The sequence below is a fragment of the Pseudomonas sp. TE3895 genome, assembly GCF_056278855.1.
Map to the genome: position 1 here is coordinate 3,027,801 of NZ_JBWBQE010000001.1, position 15,889 is coordinate 3,043,689.

General features: G+C 59.6%; 22 protein-coding genes and 1 tRNA gene. 9 read left to right on the forward strand and 14 right to left on the reverse strand.

What is annotated here, in order from left to right; all coding sequences use genetic code 11:
- Positions 1-18: 18 nt before the first annotated feature.
- Positions 19-309 (reverse strand): RcnB family protein, encoded by a 291-nt coding sequence (locus ACZ889_RS13520; protein ID WP_003251088.1) that lies wholly within the window; start codon positions 307-309, stop codon positions 19-21.
- A 117-nt stretch (positions 310-426) separates the two neighbouring features.
- Between ACZ889_RS13520 and ACZ889_RS13525 the strand changes: the two genes are divergently transcribed.
- Positions 427-777 (forward strand): hypothetical protein, encoded by a 351-nt coding sequence (locus ACZ889_RS13525; protein ID WP_003251087.1) that lies wholly within the window; start codon positions 427-429, stop codon positions 775-777.
- A 169-nt stretch (positions 778-946) separates the two neighbouring features.
- A complete protein-coding gene (locus ACZ889_RS13530) occupies positions 947-1,768 on the forward strand; it encodes a class I SAM-dependent methyltransferase (RefSeq protein ID WP_476257447.1) in 822 nt (273 codons plus the stop codon).
- Here ACZ889_RS13530 and ACZ889_RS13535 read toward each other — a convergent pair whose 3' ends face one another.
- From ACZ889_RS13535 to ACZ889_RS13550, 4 genes are all read right to left on the reverse strand, one after another.
- On the reverse strand, positions 1,769-2,536 hold the full coding sequence (locus tag ACZ889_RS13535) for an SDR family oxidoreductase (protein ID WP_003251082.1): 768 nt from the start codon (positions 2,534-2,536) through the stop codon (positions 1,769-1,771).
- 36 nt (positions 2,537-2,572) lie between these two features.
- The gene (locus ACZ889_RS13540; RefSeq protein WP_476257448.1) at positions 2,573-3,640 is read right to left on the reverse strand and encodes a phosphotransferase family protein; all 1,068 of its coding nucleotides are present in this window, start codon (positions 3,638-3,640) and stop codon (positions 2,573-2,575) included.
- A gap of 183 nt (positions 3,641-3,823) precedes the next feature.
- A complete protein-coding gene (locus tag ACZ889_RS13545) occupies positions 3,824-4,141 on the reverse strand; it encodes an SCP2 sterol-binding domain-containing protein (RefSeq protein ID WP_003251077.1) in 318 nt (105 codons plus the stop codon).
- A gap of 56 nt (positions 4,142-4,197) precedes the next feature.
- Positions 4,198-4,908, reverse strand: a complete 711-nt coding sequence (locus ACZ889_RS13550) for a histidine phosphatase family protein (protein WP_010954748.1) — start codon at positions 4,906-4,908, stop codon at positions 4,198-4,200.
- Between the two features lie 197 nt (positions 4,909-5,105).
- Here ACZ889_RS13550 and sohB point away from each other — a divergent pair, with 197 nt between their 5' ends.
- Entirely contained in the window at positions 5,106-6,125 is a 1,020-nt protein-coding gene (gene sohB / locus ACZ889_RS13555) for a protease SohB (RefSeq protein WP_004577258.1), read from the forward strand.
- Positions 6,126-6,279: 154 nt separating this feature from the next.
- Positions 6,280-6,353 (forward strand) — tRNA-Cys (locus tag ACZ889_RS13560).
- Between the two features lie 100 nt (positions 6,354-6,453).
- On the opposite strand, the gene ACZ889_RS13565 is transcribed toward ACZ889_RS13560, so the two are convergent.
- Complete coding sequence (locus tag ACZ889_RS13565) at positions 6,454-7,503, reverse strand: site-specific integrase (protein ID WP_180688368.1); 1,050 nt, start codon at positions 7,501-7,503, stop codon at positions 6,454-6,456.
- 28 nt (positions 7,504-7,531) lie between these two features.
- Positions 7,532-7,801: a hypothetical protein gene (locus tag ACZ889_RS13570; protein WP_180688019.1), complete on the reverse strand. Its 270-nt coding sequence runs from the start codon at positions 7,799-7,801 to the stop codon at positions 7,532-7,534.
- A 111-nt stretch (positions 7,802-7,912) separates the two neighbouring features.
- Here ACZ889_RS13570 and ACZ889_RS13575 point away from each other — a divergent pair, with 111 nt between their 5' ends.
- Positions 7,913-8,443 (forward strand): MltR family transcriptional regulator, encoded by a 531-nt coding sequence (locus ACZ889_RS13575; RefSeq protein ID WP_108078252.1) that lies wholly within the window; start codon positions 7,913-7,915, stop codon positions 8,441-8,443.
- Between the two features lie 74 nt (positions 8,444-8,517).
- Here the strand turns inward: ACZ889_RS13575 and ACZ889_RS13580 are convergent, their stop codons facing one another.
- Positions 8,518-10,461, reverse strand: a complete 1,944-nt coding sequence (locus ACZ889_RS13580) for a DNA cytosine methyltransferase (protein ID WP_476257449.1) — start codon at positions 10,459-10,461, stop codon at positions 8,518-8,520.
- Positions 10,462-10,542: 81 nt separating this feature from the next.
- On the opposite strand from ACZ889_RS13580, the gene ACZ889_RS13585 reads away from it, so the two are divergent.
- Both ACZ889_RS13585 and ACZ889_RS13590 read left to right on the forward strand, forming a co-directional pair.
- A complete protein-coding gene (locus ACZ889_RS13585; protein WP_108078250.1) occupies positions 10,543-11,091 on the forward strand; it encodes a hypothetical protein in 549 nt (182 codons plus the stop codon).
- Positions 11,092-11,255: 164 nt separating this feature from the next.
- Positions 11,256-11,663: a hypothetical protein gene (locus ACZ889_RS13590; protein ID WP_476257450.1), complete on the forward strand. Its 408-nt coding sequence runs from the start codon at positions 11,256-11,258 to the stop codon at positions 11,661-11,663.
- Positions 11,664-11,718: 55 nt separating this feature from the next.
- On the opposite strand, the gene ACZ889_RS13595 is transcribed toward ACZ889_RS13590, so the two are convergent.
- Positions 11,719-12,102 carry a hypothetical protein gene (locus tag ACZ889_RS13595; protein WP_041168400.1) on the reverse strand — a complete coding sequence of 128 codons (384 nt, stop codon included), beginning with the start codon at positions 12,100-12,102 and terminating at the stop codon, positions 11,719-11,721.
- Positions 12,103-12,204: 102 nt separating this feature from the next.
- Here ACZ889_RS13595 and ACZ889_RS13600 point away from each other — a divergent pair, with 102 nt between their 5' ends.
- Together ACZ889_RS13600 and ACZ889_RS13605 are read left to right on the forward strand one after the other, a co-directional pair.
- On the forward strand, positions 12,205-12,423 hold the full coding sequence (locus tag ACZ889_RS13600; protein ID WP_014756154.1) for a hypothetical protein: 219 nt from the start codon (positions 12,205-12,207) through the stop codon (positions 12,421-12,423).
- A gap of 77 nt (positions 12,424-12,500) precedes the next feature.
- Complete coding sequence (locus ACZ889_RS13605) at positions 12,501-12,647, forward strand: hypothetical protein (protein ID WP_178085882.1); 147 nt, start codon at positions 12,501-12,503, stop codon at positions 12,645-12,647.
- A 2-nt stretch (positions 12,648-12,649) separates the two neighbouring features.
- Here the strand turns inward: ACZ889_RS13605 and ACZ889_RS13610 are convergent, their stop codons facing one another.
- The 5 genes from ACZ889_RS13610 to ACZ889_RS13630 form a co-directional block, all read right to left on the reverse strand.
- The gene (locus ACZ889_RS13610) at positions 12,650-13,174 is read right to left on the reverse strand and encodes a hypothetical protein (protein ID WP_476257451.1); all 525 of its coding nucleotides are present in this window, start codon (positions 13,172-13,174) and stop codon (positions 12,650-12,652) included.
- Complete coding sequence (locus ACZ889_RS13615) at positions 13,149-13,514, reverse strand: DUF7740 domain-containing protein (RefSeq protein WP_180688364.1); 366 nt, start codon at positions 13,512-13,514, stop codon at positions 13,149-13,151. Before ACZ889_RS13615 ends, ACZ889_RS13610 begins: the two co-directional genes overlap by 26 nt.
- A gap of 81 nt (positions 13,515-13,595) precedes the next feature.
- Complete coding sequence (locus tag ACZ889_RS13620) at positions 13,596-14,138, reverse strand: hypothetical protein (RefSeq protein WP_180688363.1); 543 nt, start codon at positions 14,136-14,138, stop codon at positions 13,596-13,598.
- Positions 14,135-14,902 carry a lambda exonuclease family protein gene (locus ACZ889_RS13625; RefSeq protein ID WP_012051892.1) on the reverse strand — a complete coding sequence of 256 codons (768 nt, stop codon included), beginning with the start codon at positions 14,900-14,902 and terminating at the stop codon, positions 14,135-14,137. The genes ACZ889_RS13620 and ACZ889_RS13625 overlap by 4 nt, the downstream gene beginning before the upstream one ends.
- On the reverse strand, positions 14,899-15,513 hold the full coding sequence (locus tag ACZ889_RS13630) for an ERF family protein (protein WP_012051893.1): 615 nt from the start codon (positions 15,511-15,513) through the stop codon (positions 14,899-14,901). The genes ACZ889_RS13625 and ACZ889_RS13630 overlap by 4 nt, the downstream gene beginning before the upstream one ends.
- Between the last annotated feature and the right edge of the window lie 376 nt (positions 15,514-15,889).

Here is a 15,889-nt window from a genome sequence, read left to right on the forward strand (position 1 = left end):
TGGCCAGGGCATGTTGAATCAGGATGCCGGTTGAATCGCCAGCACCACGCCATTGGTGATCTGCACCAGCACGTAATGCTTGCCCATGCGCACCCAGTGGCTTTCCTTTTCCGGTTCGGGCAGGCCTTTGGCTTTCCAGTCCTTGACGGCCTGGTCATCGCGTTTGTATTGGTCCGGGGCCTTGTCGCCGACGTTCAGTTCACGATTGTGGGTTTCGGGGGCGGTGATGCTTTCTTCGCTCGAGGGGGCGGCGCTGACGCTCAGGGGCAGGCAAGGCAGGGCGGCGAGTAGCAGGTAGTGCAGTTTCATGATGCGTTCCTCGTGATGGCATGTTTTATCTGCGACAGCGGCAAGTGCGTGGCAATTCACTCGGGATGCCTGCCAGTGCTAGAGTCGCCTTCTTTTTCGCGACCCCGAGGATGGAACATGCGTGCGATTCTGCCGTTGGCTGCGGTGCTGATGCTGGCCGGTTGTGCTTCTGCGACCATGGAAACGGCGCGTGGCGGCAAGCCGACTGCGCAGCTCGACTCGCACAAGGCGCCAGAGCTGGTTGCCCAGTGCATCCAGTTCAGCTGGCAGGAAGAGAAGGTGTTCGGTGATGACGCCAGCGGCTACCTGGAACCGCGCAAGCAGGGCGGGTTCACCGTGTTTACCCGTGAGGCCGAAGCGTTTGTGGACGTTTACCCGCAGCCGGGCGGGACGCGTGTGGATTACTACGCGAAGCAGAACGACGGCGTGGCTCTGCAACGCCGAGCGGCTGCTGCAACCTGCCTGTAACGGCTGGCGCTATCGCCGCTCATGCAAGGGCCCGTGCATTCAGGGTACTGAGCAAGGCAGTTGTTGCCACAGCAGAGGCGCGCGGGCTTTACAATTTTTTTCAAGGCAGTGATGTCGCAGCGCGCGCGGTGACGGCTAGCATAAGGTGCTTCCACTCAAGGACGACACCATGGACCGTTCACTGCAACTCAACCGTATAAGCTGGGATGAGCGTGCCCCGTTGCACGCCGCTTCGAAGGACTACGAGGTCGAGCGCCTGGTCCAGCAACACGGGCACTTGTCCGAAACCGTATGCTTCGACCTGCCATTGCTCGGTGACATCGACGGGCTTGATACGGTCCATTTGCAGTGCCACATCGGCACCGACACCCTGTCGCTGGCGCGCCTTGGCGCCAAGGTTTGCGGCCTGGATTATTCCAAGGCATCGCTGGCCGAGGCACGGGCATTGGCCGAGCGTTGCGCGCTGCCCATCCAGTATGTCGAGTCTGACGTCTATGCCGCCGACAAGGTACTGCCGGCGGGTACGTTCGACCTGGTCTACACCGGTATTGGCGCGCTCTGCTGGTTGCCCCGCATCGAGCCATGGGCACGCACCGTCGCAGCACTGCTGAAACCGGGCGGGCGGCTGTTCCTGCGCGATGGGCATCCGATGCTGATGGCTGTCAACGAAGATCATCAGGACCGCCTGCAGCTCGAATATCCGTATTTCGAGCACGAAGCGCCGACGGTGTGGCACACCGACCAGACCTACGTCGAAACCGATCAGCGCCTGGCCCACACCGAAACCCATGAATGGAACCACGGCCTGGGAGAAGTGATCACTGCCTTGTTGGCCCAGGGCCTGCAGCTGACAGCGCTGGTCGAGCACCAGAGCATCCCCTGGGAGGCGCTGCCGGGGCAGATGGTCAAGGGCGAAGACGGCGAATATCGCCTGCGCGAGCAGCCTGCACGCCTGCCCCTGAGTTACACCTTGGTCGCCGTCAAAGCCTGATCAGGACAGGAAGCCACCGTCGACATTGAGCGTGGTGCCGGTGGTGTAGCTGGAGGCATCGCTGGCCAGGTACAGCACCGCGCCCGCCATTTCCTTGGGGTCGGCCACGCGCTTGAGCGGGATCTGTTGCAAGGCGGCGTTGAGGATGGCTTCGTTCTTCACCAGTGCCGAAGCGAACTTGGTGTCGGTCAGCCCCGGCAGTAGCGCGTTGCAGCGAATACCGAAGGGTGCACACTCTTTGGCGAACACCTTGGTCATGTTGATGACCGCCGCCTTGGTCACCGAATAGATGCCTTGGAACAGCCCGGGCGAAACACCGTTGATCGACGCCACGTTGATGATGCTGCCGCCGCCGTTCTCGCGCATCAGCTTGCCAGCCTCCACCGACATGAAGAAGTAACCACGGATGTTCACGTCCACGGTCTTCTGGAACGCCCCTGGGTCGGTGTCCAGCACATTGCAGAATTGCGGGTTGGTGGCTGCATTGTTGACCAGCACGTCCAGTCGCCCGAACTGTTCGCGAATGCCGGCGAACACCTGCTGAATCTGTTCCAGCTCACCAATGTGGCAGGCCACAGCCGTGGCCTTGCCGCCGGCGGCAATGATGGCGTCGGCCACCTGCTGGCACCCGTCAAGCTTGCGGCTGGAAACGATCACATGGGCCCCTTGCTGCGCGAGCAAGTGGGCGATGGCCTCGCCGATGCCTCGGCTGGCGCCGGAAACAAAGGCAATCTTGCCGTCGAGGTCGAACAGGTGGGTCTTGGACATGCTGTTTTCCTTGTTATCCGTCGTCGTGGGCTGTGCTCAGAGGCTGGACTTGGAAATGACCTGCAAAGTCATTTGTTCCAGCAAGCGGTTCATGTGAATGAACTGGGCGAAACGCTTGTCCTGGGTCTGGCCATGGTAGTAGCGGTAGTAGATCTGCTGAACGATGCCTGCCAGGCGGAACAGGCCATAGCAATAGTAGTAATCGAAGTTGTCCAGGCGGATGCCGGCGCGCTCGGCGTAGTAATCGACGAACTGGCGACGGCTGAGCATGCCCGGCGCGTTGCTTGGCTGGCGGCGCATCAACTGTACTGGCGCCGGGTCGCCGGCTTCGATCCAGTAGGCCAGGCAGTTGCCCAGGTCCATGAGTGGGTCGCCCAGGGTGGCCATTTCCCAGTCCAGCACACCGATGATGCGCATGGGGTTATCCGCGTCCAGGATGACGTTGTCGAACCGGTAGTCGTTGTGCACGATGCTAGGGCGCGGGTGGTCGGCGGGCATTTTTTCGTGCAGCCAGGCGGTTACCGTTTCCCAGCGTGGCGCATCCGGTGTCAGGGCTTTTTCATAACGGCTGGTCCAGCCCTCGATCTGGCGCTGCACGTAGCCCTCCGGCTTGCCCAGGTCGGCCAGGCCGCAGGCGGTGTAGTCCACCTGGTGCAGCTCGACCAAGCGGTCGATGAAGCTTTTGCACAGGGCTTCGGTCCGGCCAGCGTCCAGGTTAAGTTCGGCCGGGATGTCCGAGCGCAGGATGATGCCCTTGACCCGTTCCATCACATAGAACTCACCGCCGATCAGGCCGGTGTCGGTGCAGTGTGCGTAGGCCTTGGGGCAGTAGGGGAAGCCGCTGTTCAGCTGGTTGAGGATGCGGAACTCGCGGCCCATGTCGTGGGCCGACTTGGCCTTTTGACCGAAGGGGGGGCGACGCAGCACGAAGTCGCGGCCCGGGTAGCTGACCAGGTAGGTGAGGTTGGAGGCGCCGCCAGGAAACTGGCTGATGCTCGGCAGGCCGAGCAGGCCGGGGATATTGGCTTTGAAGTAAGGGTCGATGACGGCCGCGTCGAGTTCTTCGCCGGGGCGTACCTGGGTGGACTGGTCGGTGAGCGTCATGCGTCTTCCTTATTCTCGATAGCAAGTACTATTGGGTAATCTAATGGTCCGCCAGGGTTGGAACAATCGTCCCATGTGCCAAATAGGTGAGGGTGTTGCTGTTGGATCACTGCACCGAATGCAGGGCAAAAAAAACCGAAGCCGTCAGGCTTCGGTTTTTCGATCATCCGGTATTCCCAGCCCTCAGGACGGGAACAGCTCGCTGAGTTTCATCGACAGCATCATGTCGCCCTCAACCCGCAGCTTGCCGCCCATGAAGGCCTGCATGCCGTCGGTTTCGCCGCTGACGATACCCTTCAGGGTTTCGGCGTCCATCACCAGGGTGCAGTTGGCATCCGGGTTTTCGCCTTCCTGCAGGTCGCAGGTGCCGTCCTTGACGATCAGCGCGTAGTGCTTGTCTTCGTCGGTGATGTTGAAGCCGAACACCAGGTCCAGGCCGGCGGCAGCGGATGGGTTGAATTTCTCTTGCATCTTTTTGACGGCATCAGCTACGGAGGTCATGGCGCATTCCTTATAGAGTGATTTACACGTCCCCGCAGGGACACAACAAGCCGGGCCTATCGGTAAGTGACAAGCTCCGGCGCCCTCAACAGCTGCACATGGGCCTGGCTGTTGAAGGAGGCCAGTGCCACGTCGCGGCCGCGAAACTTCAGCTGGCTGAGCGACGTGTTGATGATCTGCCAGTTCAGCGCGAACGCCTGGCTGGGGGTAATACCGGTAACCAGGTGGAGCAGGGCGGCAATGGTGCCACCCGAGGTGAAGATAGCAACATGATCGCCGCTGCCGGCGCTGTCCAGCACACGTTGCAGGCCCCCTTGTACGCGTGACGTAAACGAATGCCAGGTTTCCAGGCCATTATCGGCATGCTCGCCATCGTGCCAGCGCTGCACCATCAACGCGAACAGACGCTGAAACTCGCTGCGGTGCTGCGCAGCATTGCGCAGCACATGCAGGGCATCGGGCTCTTCCGGCAGCAAGTCGGGCAACAGGGCGCGGATCACACCGTCGGCATCGAACTCATTGAATGCGGCGTCGGTCTCAACCGCCGGCACCGGGCAGCCGTTGGCGTGCAGCGCCTGCAGCGCCAGCCGTGCGGTATCCTGCTGGCGGCGCAGGTCGCCAGCCACGCAGCGATCCAGCCGCACGCCCAACTGGGCCAGGTGCTCACCCAGGGCCTGGCTCTGGCGCACGCCCACGGGCGAGAGGACGTCGTAGTCATCGGCACCGAAGGAGGCTTGGCCATGTCGAATCAGGTAGAGATTGCCCACGAAAGGTTCCGGCCTGTTGGAGGTTGCTGCGAGGTTAGGATGCGGCTCACGGGCTGTCAACGAAAAAACATACAAGCGTTTGAAAAGGTTGTTTGAAAGATGTTGCCAGCGTTTACACCGGCTGGCAGCACCACAGACGCAACGGTATGCTTGCAACAGTGACGCGCCGTAGTGGCGCAGGCATTTAAGGAGTCAACGTGGAGTTTCTTGCCGAATACGCAAGCTTTCTCGCCAAAACCGCCACCCTGGTCATCGCCATATTGGTGGTGCTGTCGGCGATCGCCGGGCTGCGTGGCAAAGGTCGGCGCAAATCGGGCGGGCAATTACAGGTCACCCGACTGAACGATTTTTACAAGGACCTGCGTGAGCGCCTAGAGTCCGGCCTGCTCGACAAGGCCCAGCTCAAGGCCCTGCGCAAGCAGCAGGCCAAGGCGGAAAAACAGCAGAAGAAGGGCAAGGCCGAGGACAAGAGCCGGGTATTCGTACTGGACTTCGATGGCGACATCAAAGCCTCGGCCACCGAAAGCCTGCGCAACGAAATCACCGCACTGCTGACGCTCGCCACCGCGCGTGACGAAGTGGTACTGCGCCTGGAAAGCGGCGGTGGCCTGGTGCACAGCTACGGCTTGGCTGCATCGCAACTGGCGCGTATTCGTCAGGCAGGCATCCCGTTGACCGTGTGCATCGACAAGGTGGCTGCCAGCGGTGGGTACATGATGGCCTGCATCGGCGAGAAGATCGTCAGTGCCCCATTCGCCGTACTGGGGTCTATTGGCGTGGTGGCGCAGTTACCCAACGTCAACCGCCTGCTGAAAAAACACGACATCGACTTCGAAGTGCTGACTGCTGGCGAATACAAGCGCACCCTGACCGTCTTTGGCGAAAACACCGAGAAGGGCCGGGAGAAGTTCCAGGAAGACCTGGACATCACTCACCAGTTGTTCAAGGATTTCGTCTCCCGCTATCGTCCGCAGTTGCACATCGATGAAGTGGCCACTGGCGAAGTCTGGCTGGGCGTGGCCGCCTTGAATCGCAAGCTGGTGGACGAGCTGCAGACCAGTGACGAGTACCTGAGCGAGCGCGCACGCAACGCCAACCTGTTCCACCTGCACTATGCCGAACGCAAGAGCCTGCAGGAGCGGATTGGCATGGCCGCCAGCGGTACAGTGGAGAACGCGGTGGTGGGCTTGTGGAGTAAACTCAGCCGCCTGCGCTAACACCTTGAACCCGTTGAAATTTTTTTTCGTTCAGGGGGTTGCAAGGTTAAAAGAATGAAGACATAATGGCGCCCATCGAAACGCAGCAAACTTTGAAAAAGGTTCAGCGTTTCAAGGAGATAGCAAAGCGCAAGCAGCTAGATCCGACCTTTGAGGCCGAGTAGCAAAGTGGTTATGCTCCGGATTGCAAATCCGTCTACGCCGGTTCGATTCCGACCTCGGCCTCCACCATTCGAAAGCCCCGCAGATTAACGTCTGCGGGGTTTTTCTTTGTGCGTCAGAAAATGCCGAAGTCCCAAAACAAATTGGGATCAGTCCCAAAACTTCATCATTTGGAAGGCTTGGCGATGGCCCCGACGCGTCGATAAACGCGCTCGGTGATTCCCTCTTTTGAGTGGCCCAGCAGCACACTTGCATCGCTCAGGTCGTTGATCTCCGAGGCCGCCTTCGGTCGGATGTCGCGGAACTGAAACTGGGCGATTCGGTTGGCGAGGTCTGGCTTTTTCTCGACTTCAGCTTTCACCCTGGCCGCCTCTCGGGCGTCTGCCCACCGGTTGCGCAGCATTGGCCAGCTCATGCGCTTGCCGTGCTCGTTGAGGATGAAGAACGGCGACAGGTGCTTGCTGGTCCTGCGCATGATTCGCTCGAGCAGCTGGCCCAGACTGTTCTTCACCCCGTCCACTTCCAAGACGATCCTCAATCTCTTGCCGGTCTTGCCTTGGCTGACCATCAGGTAGATCCCCTCCACATCGTCCTTTCGCATGGACAGCACGTCTGACGGTCGCTGGCCAGTCAGGTACGCCAGGTCCATCGCATCCTTGAGCTCCGGTGGAGCTTCCTCATATACCGCCTGCCACACCGTCTCGTTGGCATAGAAGTCGCGCGGCTTTTCCTTATTCTTCCTCACGCCCAGGCACGGGTTGTCCCTGGTAGTGAGGCCCCATTCCCTTGCTGTGTTGAACACATGGGAGAGCAGGGCGATCTCCCTGTTTGCCCTGGTCTTGGCCGACCGCGAATCGCGGTACTGCGCGATCATCGCCGGCGTGATGGCATCGATTGGCGCCGAGTCGAACACGGTTCGCAGCTGCTTGAGCTCGTAGATGTTGTCCTTTTGGGTTCTGGCGGCCTTGCCCGGGATGATCTTCAGCAAGTACTCGTCGAAGATTCCCTTCATTGTGGTCAGCTCTTTCGGTACCGACTTGGCCTCCAGTTCCGCCCACTTCAGCTTGGCCTTCACCAAGTCATTGCCGAGGAAGATGTCCTTGCCTGACTTGTCTCTGTAGTACAGCGCCTCCCACACCTTGCCGTTGGCTTTTGGTCTCTTGCGGCGATACATACCTGGCGGCAGGTCGCGATTCTCGGTCTTCCTTGGGCGCATTTCACTTTACTCGGGAAAAATCAGGGGTTCACGCTGGCGCCGGTGGCGGGGCTGCAGTAACTGGAACGGTGTCGATCACTACGCCGCTGAGCTTCTGGCGGGCGTATTGGCGGCCTACTAGTGGCCGGCCGCCGCGGCTCTCGACAAAACCGTCCTCCTGCTGGTGAAGCTCGAAGCTGCTATCAGCGCTCCGCATGCTGGGCTTGATCTCGCGCCGCGTGACAGTCTTCTGGCCGTTTAGGATGGCGCGGACCATATGCCCGCTGAACAGGATCGGGCGTTCCTTTGCTTGAGACATAGCTTCACCTTGGCCGCCATATCGCGGCAGTGAATAGAGGGGAGAGGGGTTACAGCTTCTAGATTTTCAATGTATGTTGGCGCGAATAATTGAAGGCAAGGCAGGGCGCTGATGAAGGAGTTGTTTTTGTTTCCTAGCACCGAGGAGCTTATGTCCGAATCGGATAGAGGCTCCGTTATAGTTGGTGCAGCAATTTTAGAAAAGGCGCTTACTCGTATTATTGAGTTTGAATTCAAGAAAAACGGACTCTCTAATAGATATATTGTAAAAGCATTTGACGGGAACGGCCCATTAGGAACTCTGTCTTCTCGTATCCAAATCGCTAGAGGATTTGGTCTGATTTCTGATGATGCTTTTAGAGATCTGATGATGGTCAGAAAACTTAGGAACGAGTTTGCACACTCGGATAGTCACTGTTCGTTTGGTGACGAACTTGTCAGGAAGCAAATTGATTCTCTGAGCTTTTCGAAGGGGGCTCGCTCTCAGATGATGAACATGCCAGTCTATTCGGCTCTGCTTGCGATGGGGGTGAAAGAGTTGGCCAGGTTCTATAAATATTTGTTCTGTCTGACTGTGAAGGATATCGAAGTGAGCATTGCATCGACCTGGGTCGACCGAAACAGAACCGAACTTACCCGTTGAGATCAGCATTTTTCCACAGAACTGCTGATGGTTATAGTTCCCTGAGGAGGCGTGCCACAGAGCAATTCCTAGCGTCAGGCGGCAGCGGCTTTGTGATTTGAACGTATCCAAGGATCGTTAGCGCGGGCGATGGCGGCCATCGGGGGCGGGCTGACGCTGTTGCCGCACATGTGCACCTGCTCGGTCTTGGTGAACGGCTTGCCGTCGGCTCCCTTGTCGATGATGTAGCTGGCTGGGAAGCCTTGGGCCCGGTAGAGCTCGTGCGGCTGCAGCATGCGCAGGCAGATGTCGACGATGACGTACGGGGTGCCCTTCACGAAGACGGTGACCAGGCCTAGGCGGTCCTTGGTGGTAACCGTCGGCGCTGGGGCGTCGCAGGCGCTGATGTTCTCTGTGCCGTAGTAGCTGATCAGGAATGCCGCGACGCGCAGGGCGCCTTCCTCGTGCTCTGGCGACAGCTTGTACTCGACCAGGGCGTGATGCTCTGCGCCTGCGGTCATTGTCGGCACCAGGTCATCTACGGGACGGCCTACGCAGTTGCGCCGGAGCGTGGCTAGGCTGGCGGTCACGAGGCGCTGCTGGCTGCCGGTGTTGGTGACTGTGGTCAGTGGCTCGTCCGCGCCCTTGGCTGGCGTGGTGTTGAATCCGCCGTTGGCCTGCTCGATGAAGGCTGTGCACACGCCCATGGCATGGGCCGCACCCGCGGGCCTCTTGTAGTTGCCGCCGCTCGTGATGGTCGGCACCGGATCGGTGATGGCTGCACCTTCACTGTTGAACCTGAATTTGACCAGGTGCGCCGATGCCAGCGCCCGGTGGCTTTGGGTCATCAGCGTTCCCATGGGCTGGTCAGCGGCTACTGGCTTACCGGCATACACCGGGCCACCGGCCCCGACCATCACGGGGCTGGCCATCATCAGCTCGCCACGGTTGGCCGCAGTAACTGTTGGTAGTGGATCGCCCGGATCGTTCACTCGGTCGGCGCCCTGGCGTGTTGCTGGAAGAATCACCGGGCTTGCCATGGCAAAGGACCCGCCGCGCGGCCAGGAGGTCACCGTGCGAAGTGGCTCATGCGCCGACTGGGCCAGTTCGCCCGACCAGTTGGCTATCGGCACGATGAAAGGCTGCGGGTTGTCCAGCACGAACTTCTTCATGCCCTTGGCCACGCGTCGCAGCGTTGCGGCTGCCAGCTCCTTCTTGCGACCAAAGATGCTCTTGCTCGGCACGCTCCAGTCAATGCAGTCGGCGGCGGTGCGCCACTTGTGCTGGCCCTTGGTTGGATGTTTGGCGTGGGTCGGCTCTGGCCACACGATGGGTTGCCCGTCGCAGCGAGCGATCATGAACAGCCGCTCCCGGCTGGTGGGAGCGCCGAAGTCGCATGCCTTGATGATCCGCCACTCCACCTGGTAGCCCATGCCTTCGAGCAGGTGCACGAAGCGGCGCCAGGTGATGCCGCGGCGCTTCGGGTCTGGCACGAGGAACTGCTGTTGCACCGGCACACGCTCTCCGACAGCAGCGACCGTGCCGTCCAGCTTCATCACCCGCCCGGTGTTCTTGTCGCGCTTGGCCATCAGCGGACCCCACTGAAGGATCTGCTTAACGTTCTCTAGGCTGATCACCCGAGGCTTCTTCTTGCCGGCCCACTTGAGGCCGATCCACGAGAGGTTGCGGATCTCGCGCTTGCGCGGTTGGCCGCCGGCAGCCTGGCTGTGGTGGGTGCAGTCAGGGCTCATGTGGAACCAGCCAACCGGCCGCCCCTGGCATTCCTCATCCGGGTCACCCTCGAAAACGTCGGTGGTGAAGTGGCGCGCTGCAGGGTGGTTGGCGGTGTGCATGCTGATGGCCGCCGGGCTGTGGTTCTTTGCCACCGTCACCGGCCGGCCCAGGCCCATCTCCAGCCCGGTACCGGCGCCGCCGCCACCGCAGAAGAAGTCCACCACGATCTCATCGTCTTGCGGATCGAAGCCAAGGGCGTACTGGGTTTTGAAGTCGAGCGGGTTCTTTTTCTGGAATGCAGACATGGGCGGTCCTCGCCAGGGTGGCGTGATTTGGTGAAGTCGGGTATTAGTGCGCGGCGTAGTGCTGAGCTAAAGAGGCGATGAATGAGCTGTGAAGGGGTTTTGTTTTGGATTGAGCATCATCCGGGTCTTGCATCTTGGGTGCAGGCGGTTGGATCTATTGGTGCGATTGTTGGAGCTTTTGCAATCAGCAGTGGGCAAAACAGGCGTCAGGGTAGGCTTGCAAAACGAACTGCTATAGATCGTTTCGACGCCTACTGTGCTGTCATAAAAAATGCGGTTGAAAGCGCAGAGTCGGTTTCCGGCTTGGCACGCGATAAGGCTGCTTATTTCGAGTTTCGCTCGGTTTGGGAAAAGTATTTGGGTGAATCGTTTAAGACCTCTTTGGAGGCAGCCAAAGCGATATTGGTGCACGATCTCGCCGACTATAAACTTGTTGTCTACTACAGCGGTTTGATGGGATCAATTTATAAAATGCACTATGAAGTTGAGAAATACATGGCCGCGACCCCGAGTCCGGACGCGACATCCAAGGCTTACGATGATTTGAAGCAACTGTCAACGCTCATCAATTTCGACTGGATTCAATTTCAAGAGCGCGCTGAGCTGAAGCGGATCCGGATGAAAAGGTAGCGTTCCCATTGCAGGCGCCGCCCTCGCCGGGGAGGCGTTATCGATGAATAGGGGAAGGCACTGGCGGGCAGCGCCGAGTGATATGCTTCGCCGCTCACCAAACAAGGATGGTGGTAATGGGGTTGCGAGATCGAGGAAGATCGCCAAGATCAGGAGCTGCCGCGATGAAGACCCGAACGGCATCATTCATAGGGCTCGCGATTTGGATAGCGTTTCTTTGGTTGGGAAAGCCATCTGCGTCGTTGATCAGCTATTCCGTGCCGTTTGGAATTGCTCTGATCGCCACAGGCCCCCTCGAACTGATCCCAGATCGTTGGCACAGGCTTAATTTCTTCGTCAATGCCCTGTCGACTGGATTCTTCTTCGTCAGCATCATGTTTGCGATAGTGGCAATCTCTTTCGACCTGTCATTGAGCAAAAGCGAGCGTTCGATTTTCTGCCTTGCTGGATGGGCAACGCTGTTGATTGTTTACCATTTCGCAATCCCTCGGCTGAAGCGGTCGCCTTTTCACCGACTCAGCGAGGATAGAGGGATGTACAGCCCTCCAACGGATGACGATAAACGGAACTGAGATCAGATAGGCCAATGCCGGAGCAGATTAGTCGCTGGCGTGCAGCGCCGGAGGGTCAGGCCCGGCGAACCTTGAAGCCGAACATGCATTCGATATCGTGGTACTCGCACCGCTCGTAGGCTTTGTACTTGGCCTGCGATGGCGTGCAGGCGAACACATCGACGATGGTGCGATTGGTGATGTCCCACCAATCCCAGCCACTGACCAGAACCTGGTAGCGCTTCAGCGGAAGCTTCTCGGCCATCTCGCCGTACTGCATCTCCCAGGTGGGGTGGTAGTTACGGATGCGCTTCTTCGGGTCGCTGTCGAGGATTACGCCGATGTACTGACCGCGGTCGGCCATGATCACGCCAGGCTCGCCGTTGGCGATGACGCGCCGGCCTATCTCAGCTGGTACGCCGTAATGGCGTCGGACGTAGTCGCAGTTGTAGTTGCTCATGGCTTTCTCCATGCATACGCCGCCCTCCGTGGCCGGATGCGGCATGGTGTCAAAATGGGGCGATAGGGTAGGATTGCAGGGTCTTTTCAAGGATGAATCGCAGTGAAGAAGCTCAAAGACCTAGAGGCCGCAGCAACCCGCTACCTGAGCAGATATTCCCGCAAGCAGTTTTTCTCAGTGTTCGTTGTTATCACTGCGGCCAACTACTGGCTTGCCTACAACGTCGACGGGTACAAGTCGATATGGCTGGCAATGATCGGAGGTTGGTTTTTCGGCATGACCTTTGCGCCGTTCCACTCCCAAAACAACTCGCCAAACTGACCCTTTGCCATGGTGGCAATTTGGTTTGGGATGGGGTATTACGGGTGACCGGCATGGGATCGGGATAAGGATCAGTAATGAAGAAATGGCGCGTGTATCTTGATGGGAAAAAGCTCGGGACGGTTTTTGCTGACACTGAATCAGAGGCAAAGATCGCAGCAGAAGATGAATTCGGATTGACCGACGATGAAGGGGATTCGCTCGATGTCGATGAGGATAATTGATATCAGCGAGTGACTGCGATTGGACTGATAACTTCGTCGCCAGGATCCTGCTGAATCATCAGCATGCTCTTCCGGTCGAAGGCCAGGGCCAGGCGCGGCGAGATGCTGATCTCGTGCCGCGGCGGGGTTAGAAACTTCGCCGCGTGCACCCTGCCCAGTGCGTGGATGCCGTGGATCAGCGCCTCAATCATTTGGCTGTATGTGGCGTCAGCCCAGCCGCAGATCACCCGCAGGTGCTGGCCAGTCCGCTTCCTTGCTGATAGCCGCAGCGGCTCAGTACGCGCCACAAAACGGTGAGCTTCGATTTCGTGGCGCGCAATCCTGAACAAGGCGTGATGCCCGAGCGCCTCGACGTGATGAATCATCAGCGTCATCGCCTCGCCTTGTTCCTCGATCCCGGCCCATTCCATCAGTTCCAGCAGGGCCTGTTTAGTCCCTGGTCGAGCCTTCAAGCGCAGGTCTTCTTCCTGCAGGCGCTCGGCCTTGGCCCTGCGCTTCTCGTCACGCTGCTGCTGCGTCAGAGCCATCATCGCCTCCATTGCGCACGAAGGTGGCGCCCGGCCCGATGTCGAGCAGGTCGCAGACCCGATTGATGATCTTGAGCGCGGCGTCGAACACCTTGGCGTCGTCAGCCTCACGAGCCAGGCGCTTCATGTTCGGCTGGTGCTCCAGGCAGACTTTGTCGACCAGGCGCCGTGCCAGCCTGCGCAGGTGATCGGCGCTGTCGTGCATGCGCAGGCTCAGCGCGAAGGCCTGGGCCACATCATCAGGCCGGTACTGGCCGCCGCTGCGGGTGATGTACAGCTTCTTGATCGGCCGATTCATCCAGGCCGGCAGGGTTACCACTCCAGAGGGTGCTTGCTGCATGTCTGTGCTCCGTGAGGCCGCTGGGCGGCAGGCGGAACTGTTCTTGCCGCCGGCGCTGGCGGACCAGGCTGTTGAGTCTTTTCATTTCCTGATGCGTACCCGCGGGAAGTCGATACTGTTGCGCTCAATGATCTTCACCAGCGTTCCGTAATTCAGGTCGAGCTGCTCGGCCACCTGGGCGCGGTGCAGGCCGGTATCGTGCAGGGCGCATATTTTCTGGACCACTTTCAGCTCCTCGATCCGCTTCAGGTTCCGCTGGATCTGGCGCTGGGCATCCCGCTTGCTGTTGGCTGACTTCTTCCGCTCGGCTCGTCGGAAAACAAAGTTGCCTTCGCGGGCGGCCCGGAATAGGGCCTGTTTGGAAATGCCGGTGGCCTCGTGAACCTGCTGGCAGGTCATGATCTTCGCCATCTCGGCCACCGTTGCAACTCGGGCCTTCACCTTCTCCTTTCGCGGGGCTGGGTTAGGTTTCTTGGGCCTCGCCTTAGCGGCTGGCTTTGGCTGCGTATCGGGATGCTTGCGCGGCGGCAGCGGTCGATGGGTGAAGCCTTCAAGGACAACGAGCTGGCCACCAGAGGCAAAGAAGGCCGCTTTGGCGGCCTCCAGGTCGATTGATGGGTTCATGCTGCCTGGCTCCTCAGCTGCTTTTCGTAGCCGTCCACGAGCAGCTTGAATTCCCACAGGTCCTGCTCAAGCTGTTCGATATAGTCGTCATCGCGCTTGAACTCACGCCACCAGAGCTGGCGGCCTACGGGCTTGAGGAGGGGGCAGTACATCCCGATGTGCCACCATTTCCGGCCAGTGATCCACATGCAGCCTTGCACCTGGTCGATGACGTCGCTGGCATCGTTGTCGATGTGGAACGCGCGGAGCTTGTCCGGGGCCAGGAAGCACTTGTATTCGCTTCCGCCGTCTTCGCCGATGAAGCCGTCCGCGCTGGCGCCGAACGAGCCGTCGTCTGTTTTAACCAGGCCGACCTGCGTGACGATAAGGCCAGTCTGGATTTCATGCTCCATGCGCGCCTCCGGCTCCAGTTCATGGCCGCGGCGCATCTGCCAGGTCTCGAACCCTCCATCGAGCGGGGCGCCGCCTATGCGTTCGACGGCCAGCTCGAAGGCGTAGGTGAGGGCGGCATTCGATGGCTCGCCGACCGTTTCGCCATCTAGGGCGCGCTGCACGACCTCGGCCTTTGGACCGGCCTTGTAGCCTGCCAGCTCCATAGCCTTGGATTCGCCAAGGCCCGCAAGCATGGCGTCAACGTATTTCTTCTGCTGGGCGTTCAGTCCGTTCACCCGTGAGCGTGCGGTGCTAAACATACTGGCGGTGATCACTCCAGCGCGGGCCTGCAGCCACTCTGGCGAGCCCTGAGTACAATTGACGATGATCATTGGCTTGCTCCCACTTGTGGTGCTGCGCTGAGCTGAGAACCGCGAGCGCTAACCGCTACCTTCAATGCCTCGTAGAGCTCGTCGGCCGTTTTCTTGTCGGTGGCCTTTAGGTCCTGGGCGAACTTGACGCCCGCCTGCCATACCGCTGTGAGCGAGTCTTTGGAGTCAGCGGCGTAGGCCTTCGGGATCCACTCATTCATAAGCTCCCCAAGGCTTTGGGGTTGCTCACCGCCGCCGTTCCCGTCGTTGTCTTCGTTCGTCAGCACGACGTTGAAGATCATCATCGTCAGGTAGCGCCGGGCATAGCTGTAGGTAGAGCCATTGGCGTGCACGCCGGTCTTGTTGACGCTGCCCTTGATGCCGGTCGAGTCGATTGGCAGGTCGACGTAGTAGCGCTTGGTGTGCCCGGCCTCGTGCATGCAGTCGCAGACGGTGCGGATGTGCCCGGCCAGCGGACTGTCATCGGTACCGAACGAGAGGGAAAAACCGTGCAGCGTGTAGGTTGGGGCGATCTTCTTGTCGATCGACTCAAGGGCAGCATAAGAGCTGTTGGTCTGGCTGTTGTACTTGTCGCGGAACACCGGTCCGATCTCGGCCTGAGCGCGCACCATCGCGGCGTTGAATGCGGCGGAGGCAGAGCGATCAGACCTCCGACATGATCTACAACACCATGGAGTCGGTGACCCAAGGGATTGGCGACAACACGGCGGAAGCAATCGTCCAAGGGAAAAGCCTCGAAGACTCCATGGCCAGTCTGGGGCGATCTATTGTCACGGACGTGCTGAGCTCGCTCATCCAGGTGGGTACCCGGTACGGCATAAACACCGCCCTGGAACTGGCCGGGATCGCCACCACCACGAGTGCCAAGGTAGCGTCCGAGGGCGTCAAGACCGCGGCCGAGGTTACCGGGATTGGCGTCGTCACTGGCGCCTCCCTCGCGGCTACCGCAACAACTACTACTGCACAGGTTGCAGCGGCAGGGACCAC